Annotated in this window: 12 protein-coding genes; 3 read left to right on the top strand and 9 right to left on the bottom strand. The window is 64.3% G+C overall.

The window, feature by feature from the left end; all coding sequences use genetic code 11:
* The coding region (locus SKZ59_RS20470) for a carbohydrate porin (RefSeq protein ID WP_319992790.1) at positions 1 to 273 on the bottom strand (273 nt) is incomplete at its 3' end.
* 345 nt (positions 274 to 618) lie between these two features.
* On the opposite strand from SKZ59_RS20470, the gene SKZ59_RS20465 reads away from it, so the two are divergent.
* Both SKZ59_RS20465 and SKZ59_RS20460 read left to right on the top strand, forming a co-directional pair.
* The gene (locus SKZ59_RS20465; RefSeq protein ID WP_070304396.1) at positions 619 to 2,532 is read left to right on the top strand and encodes a glucokinase; all 1,914 of its coding nucleotides are present in this window, start codon (positions 619 to 621) and stop codon (positions 2,530 to 2,532) included.
* Complete coding sequence (locus tag SKZ59_RS20460) at positions 2,516 to 3,574, top strand: LacI family DNA-binding transcriptional regulator (protein WP_072454596.1); 1,059 nt, start codon at positions 2,516 to 2,518, stop codon at positions 3,572 to 3,574. The genes SKZ59_RS20465 and SKZ59_RS20460 overlap by 17 nt, the downstream gene beginning before the upstream one ends.
* 19 nt (positions 3,575 to 3,593) lie before the next feature.
* On the opposite strand, the gene SKZ59_RS20455 is transcribed toward SKZ59_RS20460, so the two are convergent.
* From SKZ59_RS20455 to SKZ59_RS20435, 5 genes are all read right to left on the bottom strand, one after another.
* Positions 3,594 to 4,046, bottom strand: a complete 453-nt coding sequence (locus tag SKZ59_RS20455) for a hemerythrin domain-containing protein (protein WP_235502044.1) — start codon at positions 4,044 to 4,046, stop codon at positions 3,594 to 3,596.
* A 199-nt stretch (positions 4,047 to 4,245) separates the two neighbouring features.
* A complete protein-coding gene (locus SKZ59_RS20450) occupies positions 4,246 to 5,166 on the bottom strand; it encodes a carbohydrate kinase (RefSeq protein WP_319992789.1) in 921 nt (306 codons plus the stop codon).
* Positions 5,163 to 6,377 carry an AGE family epimerase/isomerase gene (locus tag SKZ59_RS20445; RefSeq protein ID WP_319992788.1) on the bottom strand — a complete coding sequence of 405 codons (1,215 nt, stop codon included), beginning with the start codon at positions 6,375 to 6,377 and terminating at the stop codon, positions 5,163 to 5,165. Before SKZ59_RS20445 ends, SKZ59_RS20450 begins: the two co-directional genes overlap by 4 nt.
* 68 nt (positions 6,378 to 6,445) lie before the next feature.
* A complete protein-coding gene (locus SKZ59_RS20440) occupies positions 6,446 to 7,447 on the bottom strand; it encodes a tetratricopeptide repeat protein (protein WP_319992787.1) in 1,002 nt (333 codons plus the stop codon).
* Complete coding sequence (locus SKZ59_RS20435; protein WP_319992786.1) at positions 7,444 to 8,070, bottom strand: tetratricopeptide repeat protein; 627 nt, start codon at positions 8,068 to 8,070, stop codon at positions 7,444 to 7,446. The genes SKZ59_RS20440 and SKZ59_RS20435 overlap by 4 nt, the downstream gene beginning before the upstream one ends.
* Before the next feature lie 134 nt (positions 8,071 to 8,204).
* On the opposite strand from SKZ59_RS20435, the gene SKZ59_RS20430 reads away from it, so the two are divergent.
* Complete coding sequence (locus tag SKZ59_RS20430; protein WP_319992785.1) at positions 8,205 to 8,597, top strand: DUF1090 domain-containing protein; 393 nt, start codon at positions 8,205 to 8,207, stop codon at positions 8,595 to 8,597.
* Here the strand turns inward: SKZ59_RS20430 and mmsB are convergent.
* From mmsB to SKZ59_RS20415, 3 genes are all read right to left on the bottom strand, one after another.
* Positions 8,594 to 9,487 carry a 3-hydroxyisobutyrate dehydrogenase gene (gene mmsB, locus SKZ59_RS20425; protein ID WP_319992784.1) on the bottom strand — a complete coding sequence of 298 codons (894 nt, stop codon included), beginning with the start codon at positions 9,485 to 9,487 and terminating at the stop codon, positions 8,594 to 8,596. The genes SKZ59_RS20430 and mmsB overlap by 4 nt on opposite strands.
* A 9-nt stretch (positions 9,488 to 9,496) precedes the next feature.
* Positions 9,497 to 11,011, bottom strand: a complete 1,515-nt coding sequence (locus tag SKZ59_RS20420; protein WP_099402354.1) for a CoA-acylating methylmalonate-semialdehyde dehydrogenase — start codon at positions 11,009 to 11,011, stop codon at positions 9,497 to 9,499.
* 152 nt (positions 11,012 to 11,163) lie between these two features.
* Positions 11,164 to 12,378, bottom strand: a complete 1,215-nt coding sequence (locus tag SKZ59_RS20415; RefSeq protein ID WP_319992783.1) for an ABC transporter substrate-binding protein — start codon at positions 12,376 to 12,378, stop codon at positions 11,164 to 11,166.
* Between the last annotated feature and the right edge of the window lie 61 nt (positions 12,379 to 12,439).

Genomic DNA, 12,439 nt, shown 5'->3' with positions numbered 1-12,439 from the left:
TTGGGCAACGGACTTGGTGTAGCCGAACTCCGTGTAGGCGTCGCACTCATTGCCCAGACGATATTTCATGGTGTTGCCACCGAGGCCGAAGCAGCCTTGCGAACCGCCGTCGCCCGAAGTGTTGCTGCCGGCGCCAGCGCGCAGGTAGCCGTGGAAACCTTCGGAGTCGGATGGGTACATTGGATCGGCGGCAGCGGAACCGCTGGCGATGGCTAAGACGATGGCAGCTGGCAGTGTTTTCAACACGGCCTTCAACATGTTGCGATGCAGCATGGTAAGTCTCCTCAGTAGTTATTTTTTATCTAGTCATTCGTGGCCGAATGTACTGGCCAGAATTCTTTCCAGCAGGGACATAGTAACTATACTACGAACAAATATCAACATATTATGTTGTAATCCTACGACTACTCTGCGACACTTTATTTGCGTACCGATATACGGGTTGACTGCCCTGATTTTTCCCGCCGACACCGCAGCATCTGGCACTGTGGGCGGGCATTTGCGCAAGCACCCCGCATTTTTCGGCACGCGGCACGTATACGAATTAAAATCCTTGGTTTTTGCCATAACGACAGTGCGCGGCCACGACCGTGCACGCATACGAGACTAGGCACCGCCATGAAAATTGATGAAAAAATGGAAGTAGCAGGCAGCGATCCGGCGGAGCGTTTCAGTGAAGGCCCGCGCCTGCTGGCCGACATCGGCGGCACCAATGCCCGCTTCGTGCTGGAAACGCGCCAGGGCCACCTGGAAGCGGTCGCCGTGCTGCCCTGCGACGACTACGCGTCGCTGCTCGACGCCATCACCGCATATATTGACAGCGACGAAGCGCGCGCTGCCGGTTCGGCGCGCGTGCGCCATGCGGCCATCGCCATCGCCAATCCCATCGACGACGACAATATCCGCATGATGAACCATCACTGGTTCTTCTCGATCGAGGCGATGCGCGCCGCACTGGGCCTCGACACCCTGCTGGTGGTGAATGACTTCACGGCACTGGCCATGGCCCTGCCCTACCTCCGGCCCGACCAGCGCCAGCAGATCGGCGGCGGCATGGCGCGCGCCGACAGTGTCATCGGTTTGCTTGGTTCGGGCACGGGCCTGGGCGTGTCGGGCATGATCCCCGCCGAAGACCGCTGGATCGCGCTGGGCAGCGAAGGGGGCCACGTCAGCTTCGCTCCGTGCGACCAGCGCGAGATGGACGTGCTGTCCTTCGCCTGGCGCGAGCTGTCGCACGTCTCGGCCGAGCGCCTCGCTTCCGGACGGGGGCTGGAACTGATCTACCGCGCCCTGTCCGAGCGCGCCGGCAAGCCCGATGCGCCGCTGCTGCTGGCAGCCGACATCACCAGCCGCGCCCTGAACAATGAATGCGACGTGTGCCTCGAAGCGGTGGACTGCTTTTGCGCCATCCTCGGCTCCATCGCCGGCAACGTGGCCATGACCCTGGGCGCGCTGGGCGGCATCTATATAGGCGGGGGCATCGTGCCGCGCCTGGGCCCCCTGTTCGAACAGTCGCAGTTCCGCGCCCGCTTCGAACAGAAGGGCCGCCTGAACGAATACCTGGCGCAGATTCCCACCTTCCTGATCACGGCCGAACTGCCGACATTCCTCGGCATCGCCGCCATCCTGGCGCAAAAGCTCAAGCGCGCCCATACCGGCGCGCCCGTGCTCGAATCCGTGCGCCAGGCGCGCGGGCGCATGAGCCCATCGGAATGCAAGGTGGCCGACTGGGTCTTGAAGGAACCGAACGCCATGCTCACGCTGCCGATCGCGGAAATCGCCCAGCGGGTGGGCGTGAGCCAGCCCACCGTGATGCGTTTTTGCCGCTCGATCGGCGTGCAGGGCCTGGCCGACTTCAAATTGAAGCTGGCCTCCGGCCTGACGGGCGGCGCCATCACGGTGGCCCACTGCCACGTGGAGATCTCGGACTCCGACGCGGAACTGGCGCGCAAGGTGCTGGGCAATAATGCCTCGGCCGCGCTGGCCATGCGCGACATGCTCGACGTGAAAGCGCTGACGGCAGCCATCGAACTGCTGCGCGGCGCGCAGCGCGTGGAACTGCTGGCCGTGGGCAGCGCCCGCGTGGTGGCCGACGACATGCAGCACAAGCTGCTCAACCTGGGCATCGTCAGCAGTTTCTTTGCCGACCCGCAGGCGCAGGAAATGAGCGCCGCCATGCTGAAACCGGGCGATGTGGCGCTGGTCATTTCCCGCTCGGGCGCCCTGCCCGACCTGCTGCGCACCGTCAAGGTGGCGCAGGGCTGCGGCGCGCGCGTGCTGGCGATCACGGCCAGCGGTTCGCCGCTGGCCAAGCTGGCCGACGTGCTGCTGACCTTGAACCACCCGGAAGGCAACCTCAATTTCGTGCCCATGATCGTGCGCCTGCTGCAGTTGATGATGCTCGATATCCTGTCGGTGGGACTGGCGCGGCGCGACACGGCGCAGCGCACCAGCGCCGCCGAGCTGGAAGAAGGTCAGTTGCACGGCATGCGCATCAGCGGCAAGCTGAAATTCGGTGGTCACCTCGAATAAGGCGGCGCACGCCGCACCAGACACCGCCAGCGGGGCCACTGTGCACGACGTGGCGCGCGTGGCCGGCGTGTCGGCCATGACGGTATCGCGCGTGATCAACGGGCGCGCCAGCGTCAGCACGGCCACGCGCGACAAGGTCGAGGCGGCGATCGCCAGCCTGCGCTACCAGCCCAACCTGGCGGCTAGAGCCGCCCGCACGGGCACCCTGCGCATCGGTCTCCTGTACAGCAACCCCAGCGCCGCCTTCCTCAGCGAATTCCTCGTCGGCGCCATGGACCAGTGCCGCCAGGGCGGCGGCCAGCTGCTGCTCGAACGCTGCGAAGACCAGGGCAGCCAGCGCGCCGGCATCGATTGCCTGGTGGCCGCCGGCGTGGACGGCATCCTCGTGCCGCCGCCCCTGTGCGATTCGCCCGCCGTACTGGCGCAACTGAACCAGATGGGCATCCCCGCCATCGCCGTGGCCACGGCGCGCCCCTCGCCCGGCGTCTCGGCCGTGCGCATCGACGACTACGAAGGCGCGCTGGCCATGACGCACCATTTGATCGCGCTGGGCCACCGCGACATCGGCTTCATCGAAGGCGACCCGGCGCACACGCCCGCCCTGCTGCGCCGCCAGGCCTTCGAGGACGCCATGCGGGAAGCGGGCTTGCCAGTGGCGCCGCACAGGGTGGCGCAAGGCTACTTTACGTATCGTTCGGGGCTCGATGCGGCGCGCCAGTTGCTGGCGCAAGCACCGCACCCGAGCGCCATCTTCGCCAGCAACGACGACATGGCCGCCGCCACCCTGGCCGTGGCGCACGGCATGGGCTTGCAGGTGCCGGCGGAATTGAGCGTGTGCGGTTTCGACGACACGCCCGTCGCCACCACGGTCTGGCCCGAGCTGACCACCATCCACCAGCCCATCGCCGACATGGCGCGCGCCGCCGTCAGTCTCGTCATCGACGAAATCCGCCAGCGCCGCGCCGGGGAAACGGCGACGGCCACACATCATTTGATGGCGTTTACCTTGATGGAACGCGCGTCGACGGGACGCCCGCGCTAGCCAAGCGCATCCATGACGCTCACGCCTGCATGTCGGGCAGCTCGATTTCCGCCTTGCGCGCCGCGATCTGGCTGCCCATGGCTTCCAGATCGATTTCCGCGTCGCGCGCGCGCGGGAAAATCTCGCCCTCCTCTTCCAGCACGTGATGATCGATTTGCTCGGACAGTACCTTGACCTTGGCGTCATACAAGTCTTCGCCGGGCGCCATGGCGACGATTTGCGCGATCAGCTCCTTGGCTGATGCGTGCTCAACGGTGGCTTCATCGATCAAGTCTTCGTTCGAACGGCTGGCGTCGCGCACGGCGGGATAGAAGATTTCTTCTTCCACCATCGCATGCTTGCTCAGTTCCTCACAGATTTTCAGGGCCAGCTTGCGCTTGCTGACGAGCGAACGGTCGCTGAGGCCCTCATACTGTTCGAACAGTTCTTTGACGGTTTGATGGTCTTGCGTCAGCAGCTCGATCGCGTCCATGTCCGGCATGCCTGCCTGTGTTTGGGAAACGGAAGCTGCCTGAGGTGATTGGGTGGCCATGATGTTGTCTCCAAGTGTCAGCACGAAGTAGACATTGTAGGCAGCACCCTGCGGTAGCCATGTAGGAGCATTGCTTACAACAAGGTAGGCCAAGCGTAAATGCGGCTACCTTGTTGATGCAGATCAGGCCAACCTTGACTTAACTGACGACCGTGCGTGTCTCGAGCGACTGCACCAGCTCCACCGAAGGCGGCGCGGCGCCGGCCGCCAGGCAGGCACCCGCGCCGGCCGCGACGGCAAAGCGCAAGTGCTGGCCGCCGTCGGCATCCGGGCGGTACATCAGGCTGTACAGCAAGCCGCCGATGCTGGCGTCGCCCGCCCCCACCGAGTCGACTACCTCGATGACGGGTGGCGCCGCCTGCCATGTCCGTTCGCCCTGGTACAGGGCCGCGCCCTGCGCGCCGCGCGTATATAAATACGTGGCGTGCGGATTCCAGCTGCGCAGCATGGCAAACGCGCCATCGATGTCGCCGTGGCGGAACAGGCCCGCCAGGTCTTCATCGGACACCTTGATCACGTCGGCCAGCTCCGTCATGCGGCGCAGGGTGGCGTCGTAGCGTTCATCCATCATGATGCGGAAATTCGGGTCGTAGCTGATCTTCACGCCAGCCGCCTTCAGTTCCTGCGCCAGGGCCACCAGCTTGCCCGCCAGCGGTTCGCGCGCCAGGCTGATGCCGCCGAAATGCACCCATTGCGCGCCCTGCATCCAGCCGGCCGGCAAGCGCGCCGCGTCGAAATGCAGGTCGGCGCTGTCGTCGCCGATGAAGTAATACGTGGGCGGATGCAGTTCATGCACGATGGCCAGCAGCGGCGACTTCGCATGGCGCTGCAGGAAGCGCATGTCCAGGCCCGCCACGCCGGTGGCAGCGGCCAGCGCATCGCCGAAGACGTCGCGGCTGACGGCGCCCGCAAACGCGCTGGGCACGCCCAGGCGCGCCATCACGCGCGCCACGTTCCAGGTCGAGCCGCCCACCTGGCTGCTCCACGTGTCAGGGCCCGTGCGCAGCATGTCCGTCAGCGCTTCGCCGGCCGACACAAAAGTTGGAAAAGAGGTGTTCATGCCGCACCGCCAATCGCGTTCAGCACTTCATAGCAGGCGCCCATGGTATGGTAATCGGTCTTGCCGGCCGGGCTTTTCTCCTTGCTGATTTTTTGGTTCTCGGGCGTCAGGATGCGGTACCAGGCGCCGTGTTCATGGTCGACAAAGTGCTTCCAGCTGTAGTCCCAGATCTTGTCATAGCTTTGCCAGTAGGCCTCGTCGCCCGTGCGCGCGGCCAGCACGGCGGCGGCGGCGAAGCTTTCCGCCTGCACCCAGAAGTATTTGTCGCCATCGCAGATTTCATCGTGCGGGCCGAAACCGTAGTGGATGCCGCCATGCGTGCCATCCCAGGCCTTGGCCAGGGCCGTGTCGTACAGTTCGCGCGCGCGCAGCAGCAGCCAGTCGGACGGACCGGCCATGAACTTGGCGTGGCGCTCCATGATCAGCAGCAGCTTGGCCCATTCCGTGAAGTGGCCGGGCTGGTAGCCCCACGGACGGAAGATATTGCTCTTGTCGTGCAGGTTGTAATCCCAGTCGATAGCCCAGTCGGGCGTGTAGTGTTCCCAGATCATGCCGTTCGCCAGACCCGCCTGGCGCACGGTGATGTTGTGCGCCAAGGTTTCGGCGCGGTGCAGATAGCGCGCCTCGCCCGTCGCTTCGAACGCGGCCAGCATCGCTTCGCACGCATGCATGTTGGCGTTCTGGCCACGGTAGCCATCCAGAGCAGACCAGTCGGCGCTGGCCACGTCCGCGTACAAGCCATGTTCGGGCAGCCAGAAACGCTGCTCCATCAATTCAAACGTTTCGTCCAGGTAGGCGCGCGCTTCCGGCATCCCCGCCTGCAAGGCGTGGGCATAGGCGAGCAGCACGAAAGCGAGGCCGTAGCAGTGGTTGGCGCCGTCTTCCACCGTCTTGACACCGTCTTTCCACGACAGTTGCCAGGCGTAGCCGCCCGTGGCCGGGTCGCGGTGCACGTCGCGCAGGAAGGCCACGCCATGGCGCAGGGCCGCCTGGTAATCGTCGCCGCCGAAACGGCGGTACGCCATGGCGTAATTGAAGATGAAGCGCGTGCTGCTGACCAGGTGGCGCGTGCTGGCGTCGTACACCGTGCCATCGTCGAGGAAGAAGTGATAAAAGCCGCCGCTGGGGTCAATGGCGCGCGGGTGATAAAAGTGCATCGTGTGCAGGATATGCGCTTCGAGCATCGCCTTGGAGCGGAAATCGGGATTCATGGTTCTCTCATGATATTGTTATCGATAACAATGATGATAGCATGCCGTTTCCGCGCCGTCATGCCCCCTCAGGGAGTCTTCGCCAGCTTGAGCTTTTCACGCCACAGTGCGGCCTGCGCGGGGTCGGCCGCCTGTCCCAGCTCGCCCTTATCGTACACCTTGACCAGCCGCTCGATGGCTTCAGCGTCGCCCTGCTTTGCGGCCAGCAGGTACAACTCGAACGGTTCAGGAGCCGGCCCTTGCCGGGTCGGGCCGCCACGGCCCTGCTCCAGCAGCCGCGCAAAGCCCGTCTGGCCCGGCGGGCTTTTGGCGATGGCCGCCATTTCGTACCAGCCCAGGGCCGCTTCGTCGCTCTGCGGTGCGCCCTGCCCCACTTCGTACGAGTAGGCCACGTTGTTCAAGCCGGACGGATCGAGCGCCTTGGCCGACTTCATGTACCAGCCGAACGCCTCCTTGCGCTGCGCGTCGTCCTTCGCCGTCATCATCAGGCGGTAGCCGATTTCATTGTAGGCGGGAATGAAGCCATTCTCGGCGTAAAACTTCAGCCAGTGCAGCGCGTGCGCCTGCTCTTCCGCGCTGCTGTGGATATTTTCAAAGTGCTGCGCCACCATGAAGTTGGCCAATTCCACGCCTTGCGCGGCGCCCTTGCGCGACCAGTATTCGCCCAGCTTGCGGTCGATGGCCATGCCCTGGCCCAAGGTATAGGCCACGCCCAGGAAGGCCTGCGCCGGACCATAGCCGCCTTCGGCCGATTTCTTCATCCACGCCAGACCGGCGTCGGCATCGCGCGGCGCGCCCTCGCCCTCATGCAGCATCTGCGCCAGTTCCAGCTGGGCGGCGGCATCGCCCCCTTCCGCAGCGATACGCGCTTTCTCGAAGGCGGCGACCTTGTCCGGCGACAGGTCGGCCGGGCGGCTGAGCACGGCCTGCACCTTTGCGCGCATGTCATCGAGGCCGTGCGTGTCGAATTCGGCCAGCGCCGGATGCTGGCGCGGTGCTTTGGTGGCTGCCTGTTGCGCCAGGACGGGCTGCGCCAGCGCCAGGCTCAAGATGAACAGGATGGTCTTCATTTGTTTTCCTTTTCAGCCAATTTGCCGCGCCATTCGGCGGCGTCTTCGGCATTCGCCTGTTGTCCCAGTTCGCCGTTGACGTACACATCGACCATGCGCCGCATGGCAGGCACAAAGTGCTGCTCGTTCGCCGCCGCCTTCAGCCAGGTGATGGCCAGCGCCTGTTCTTCGGCACTGCTGCCGCCATTGATGAATTCCAGGGCCAGGATGGTTTGCGCCAGTGCGTCGCCCTGCGCCACGCCCTTGCGCAGCCAGTATTCGCCCTGCACACGGTCGATGGGCACCTTGCCACCCACGGTGTAGGCGAGGCCCAAAGCCGATTGCGCCGGCGCATAGCCGCCCTCGGCCGACTTGCGTACCCAGGCCATCGACTGCGCCGTGTCTTGCGGCGTGCCGGCGCCCAGCTGCAGCATGCGCGCCAGTTCCAGTTGTGCTTCGACGTCGCCTGTTTCCGCCAGCCGCCGCGTCTCGGCAAATTCGGCGATACTTTCCGGGCTATGGCTAGCCACATCCGCCCTGGCCTTGATGGCGATCAGCTGCAGGTCGAGCAAGGTGGGCGAGGTTTGCGCCAGGACGGGCAGCGGCAGCAGAAAAGGAATCAGACAGAGTAATTTCTTGGGCATGCGACGGTGTCGGGAAGAAGAAAACACGCATGGTAGCCGATGCCGCGCCAGGAAGGCGCGCACGGTACGGGAAGTTTGACAGGGCACCCCGGCGGGCTTACATTGCACGGGCCCGCCACTGATACAGGAACACTATGAACCATCTATCGAAAACCGCCCTGGCCTTGCTCCTTGCCATCGCCACAAGCGGAGCCGCCAGCGCCGCCGACACCCAGCTGGCCGGCTGCGCCGCCAAGCGCGAAAGCATCCGCAGCGAATTGCGCCAGGCCAAAGAACAGGGCTTGTCCGACAAGGTCGCGGGCCTCACGCGCGCGCTTGACGAAGTCAATGCCCACTGCCGCGACAGCACCTTGGTCGAGCGCCACAACAAGAAAATCGTCAAGGCGCAGGCCAAGGTGAACCAGACGGAGCGTTCGCTACGCCTGGCCCAGGAAGCGAACAAACAGCCGAAGAAAATCGCCAAGCTGGAAGGCAAGCTGGAAAAAGCCAGGGCGGAACTGGCCGCCCTGCAGGCGCAACAGCCTTAAGCTTTATCGCCCAATAGCTGATAAATACTGGAAAAGTCCAGTGCGCCGGATCCCGCCTTGCTGTGCAAACTGTATAAATTGCGCGACAAGGCGCCCAGCGGCACGGAGGCTCCGCTGGCCAGCGCGCTTTCCACGGCCAGGCCCAGGTCTTTCAGCATCAAATCGACGCCAAAGCCGCCCGTGTAGCCGCGCGACGCGGGCACGTTTTCCGCCACGCCCGGGCACGGGTTGTACACGTCCAGGGTCCAGTTGCGGCCCGAGCTTTTCGCCATCACGTCCGACACCACTTTGGGATCGAGCCCATTGGCCACGCCCAGACGGATCGCTTCGCTGGTGCCGATCATCAGTATCCCCAGCAGCATGTTGTTGCAGATCTTGACCGTCTGGCCGCAACCCGAGCCGCCCGCATGGAAGATGGCCTTGCCCATGACGTCCAGGTAAGGCCGCGCCGCCGCCAGCGCGGATGCTTCGCCGCCCACCATGAAGGTCAAGGTGCCGTTGGTGGCGCCCGCCGTACCGCCCGAAACAGGCGCGTCCAGCATGGGCATGCCCTGCTCCTGCGCCGCGCGGCCTACCTGGCGTGCCGCCTCGGTGGAAATCGTCGAACAGTCGATCAGCAAGGTGCCGGGACGCGCCTGCGCCAGGATGCCCGCTTCGCCAAGGTAGGCGCCCAGCACGTGGCGGCTGGCCGGCAGCATGGTGATGACGATGTCGGCCTGGCCTATCGCCGCCGCCTGGTCATCGGACACCAGGCCGCCGCCGTCGGCGAACTGCCGCACGCTGGCCGGCACCAGGTCAAAACCCGTCACCGCATGGCCGGCCCGCACGAGGTTTTGCGCCATGGGCAAGCCCATGTTCCCCAGGCCGATGAAAACGATATTGGTGCCCATGGCGTCCCCTTATTTCATCGAGATGGTGGTATTGACGCCGCTGCCGCCATCGTCCGGGGCGAACCAGCGCGCCGTGACGGTCTTCGTTTGCGTCCAGAAGTACAAGGCTTGCTTGCCGTTCGGGCCCAGGTCGCCCAGTTTCGACGCGCGCGAGCCCGTGAAACTGAAGTAGGCGACGGGCACGGGAATAGCCACGTTGATGCCCACCTGTCCCACGTCGATCTCGTTCTGGAACTTGCGCCCCGCCCAGCCGGACGAGGTGAAGATCGACGTGCCGTTGCCGTTCGGGTTGGCGTTGATGAAGGCAATGGCCTGGTCCAGCGTGTCCGTCTCGACGACGCACATGGCGGGGCCGAAGATTTCCTGCGTGTAGACGGAGTTCGATGCGGCCACCTTCGAGAAAATCGTCGGCCCCATGAAGTTGCCGCCTTCGTAGCCGGCCACCTTGTGACCGCGGCCATCGAGCAGCAGTTGCGCGCCTTCGTCCACGCCCGCCTGGATCAGCTTTTCCGCCCGCTGCATGGCCGCTTTCGACACCATCGGACCCAGGTCGGCCGTGCGGTCGCTGCCCGGCCCCACTTTCAGCGCTTGCGAGCGGGCGACGATTTCCGGCAGCCAGGAGCGGGCCTCGCCCACCAGCACCACGACGGAATTGGCCATGCAGCGCTGGCCGGCCGCGCCGAACGCGGCGCCGATCAGGTTATTGATCGCCTGCTCCTTGTTGGCGTCGGCCAGCACCACGCAATGGTTTTTCGCGCCCATCATCGATTGCGCGCGCTTGCCCGATTCGCTGGCGCGGCGGTACACATGCGTGCCCACGTGGGTGGAACCGATGAAGGACACGGCCTTGATGTCGGGATGGTCGCACAGCATGTTGACGACGTCCGCACCGCCATGCACGACGTTCAGCACGCCGGCCGGCAAGCCCGCCTGGTACATCAGTTCAACCAGGTACATCGACGAGGACGGATCCTGCTCCGACGGTTTCAATACAAAGGTATTGCCGCAGGCGATGGCGATCGGGAACATGAAGCATGGCAGCATGACGGGGAAATTGAAGGCCGTTATGCCGGCGCCCACGCCCAGCGGCTGGTAGATGTTGTACACGTCGACGCCGGTGGCCGCGTTTTCCGCGATCTCGCCCAGCTGCAAGGTAGCAATCGAGCACGCGTGCTCCACCACTTCCAGGCCGCGCATCACTTCCCCTTCCGCGTCGGGCAAGGTCTTGCCATGCTCGCGCGTGATCAGTTCGGCCAGGGCACCAATGTTTTCGCGGATCAGGTGCTGGTACTTGAGCATGATGCGCATGCGCGCCGCCAGCGGCGTGTTGCGCCAGGTCTTGAACGCTTCCTTGGCCGTGGCGACGGCCAGGTTGACTTCGTCCGGCGTGGAAAACGGTACCTTGGCGACGATTTCCTGCGTAGCCGGATTGATGACGTCGCGCCATTCGGTGCTGGTCGAAGCGTGGTGCTTGCCGGCGATGTGCAGGGGGATGGCGGGGATTTGGGTGAGGGCTTGGTTCATGGTTGAGGCTCCGGGTGTGCGATGTTCATAGGACTCGACGGAGCAGCGGAGTACTGGGGTCAGACCCGCCGGGGAAATTTCCCCCAGTGGGGGGAAATTCCGATTCCGAAGGAACTGACCCCGGCCTTTGCTGCTCCGTCGATAGACTAAAATTACTTTTTAACGAGATTGCAAGCCGCCGCATCCATCGGCTTGAACGCCTGGTCCGCGGGGATGGTCGACAGCACTTTCAGGTAGTCCCACGCGCCTTTCGATTCGGCCGGGGTTTTGACCTGCACCAGGTACATGTCGTGGATGACGCGGCCATCAGGGCGGATCGAGGCGTTGTTCATGACGGCGTCCTTGATCGGCAGCTGGCGCATTTTGTCGGCGACGATCTTCGAGTCGTCGCTCTTGGCCGCCGCCACCGATTTCAGGTAGTGGTAGACGCTCGAATACACGCCCGCCTGCACCATGGTCGGCTTGGCGCCCTTGTTGAGCGCCTCGAAGCGCTTGGCAAACGCGCGGCTGCGGTCGTCGTAATCCCAGTAAAAGCCGTCTGCGTAGACGAGGCCCTGGGCCGTGTCCAGCCCCAGCGCGTGCACGTCCGACAGGAACACGAGCAAGGCGGCCAGGCGCTGGTCCTTGCCGCTGCCGATGCGGAATTCGCGCGCCTGTTTGATGGCCGACACCGTGTCCGCGCCGCCATTGGCCAGGCCGATCACCTGCGCTTTCGAGCCTTGCGCCTGCACCAGGAAGGACGAGAAATCGGACGCGTTCAGCGGATGGCGCACGGCGCCCACGACGGTGCCGCCATTGCGCTTGACGACATCGCTGGCGTCCTTTTCCAGCGAGTGGCCGAACGCGTAATCGACGGTGACGAAGTACCACGATTTTTGCCCCAGCTTGGTCAGCGCCGCCGCCGTGCCGGCCGCCTGCGAATACGTGTCGAACATCCAGTGGAAGCCGTTCGGCGAGCAGTCTTCATTGGTCAGGCGCCCCGTGGCCGGGCCGCTGAACATGGCGATGCCGCCCTTTTCTTTCATCAGCTTTTGCACGGACAGGGCCACCGAGGAATTGGTCAGATCGGCGATGGCATCGACCTTGTCGCGGTCTATCCATTCGCGCGCCTTCGAGGCGGCGATGTCGGCCTTGTTCAAGTGGTCGGCCGACAGGATCTCGATCTTCATGCCCTTGCATTCGGCCTTCAAACAATCCTCGACGGCCATCTGGCTGGCGACGACGGAGCCGCGCCCGCCCATGGCCGAATACGGGCCGGACATGTCGGTCAGGATGCCGACCTTGACGACGCCATCGGAAATCTGCGCGTGCGCGCCAAAGGACAGGGTAAGCGCCAGCGCGCCCATGGCCAGAACGGTTTTTTTCATGCGTGTCTCCAGGTGGATGGGTTTTTCTTATATGTATAGATGCATTCTGCATGTGTAAAAA

Origin of the sequence: Janthinobacterium sp. GMG2, from assembly GCF_033949445.1 — a bacterium.
In the GTDB taxonomy this organism is placed as follows: Bacteria; Pseudomonadota; Gammaproteobacteria; order Burkholderiales; family Burkholderiaceae_D; genus Janthinobacterium; species Janthinobacterium aestuarii.
The sequence above is the reverse complement of the archived record's forward strand: the minus strand, read 5'-3'. Positions and strand labels throughout refer to the sequence as shown.

What these genes read in the sequence shown, in the direction of transcription:
- SKZ59_RS20465 (WP_070304396.1), top strand. Translation starts at nt 619, where the DNA reads ATGAAAATTGATGAAAAAATGGAAGTAGCAGGCAGCGATCCGGCGGAG.
- SKZ59_RS20455 (WP_235502044.1), bottom strand. Translation starts at nt 4,046, where the DNA reads ATGGACGCGATCGAGCTGCTGACGCAAGACCATCAAACCGTCAAAGAA.
- SKZ59_RS20450 (WP_319992789.1), bottom strand. Translation starts at nt 5,166, where the DNA reads ATGAACACCTCTTTTCCAACTTTTGTGTCGGCCGGCGAAGCGCTGACG.
- SKZ59_RS20445 (WP_319992788.1), bottom strand. Translation starts at nt 6,377, where the DNA reads ATGAATCCCGATTTCCGCTCCAAGGCGATGCTCGAAGCGCATATCCTG.
- SKZ59_RS20440 (WP_319992787.1), bottom strand. Translation starts at nt 7,447, where the DNA reads ATGAAGACCATCCTGTTCATCTTGAGCCTGGCGCTGGCGCAGCCCGTC.
- SKZ59_RS20435 (WP_319992786.1), bottom strand. Translation starts at nt 8,070, where the DNA reads ATGCCCAAGAAATTACTCTGTCTGATTCCTTTTCTGCTGCCGCTGCCC.
- SKZ59_RS20430 (WP_319992785.1), top strand. Translation starts at nt 8,205, where the DNA reads ATGAACCATCTATCGAAAACCGCCCTGGCCTTGCTCCTTGCCATCGCC.
- mmsB (WP_319992784.1), bottom strand. Translation starts at nt 9,487, where the DNA reads ATGGGCACCAATATCGTTTTCATCGGCCTGGGGAACATGGGCTTGCCC.
- SKZ59_RS20420 (WP_099402354.1), bottom strand. Translation starts at nt 11,011, where the DNA reads ATGAACCAAGCCCTCACCCAAATCCCCGCCATCCCCCTGCACATCGCC.
- SKZ59_RS20415 (WP_319992783.1), bottom strand. Translation starts at nt 12,378, where the DNA reads ATGAAAAAAACCGTTCTGGCCATGGGCGCGCTGGCGCTTACCCTGTCC.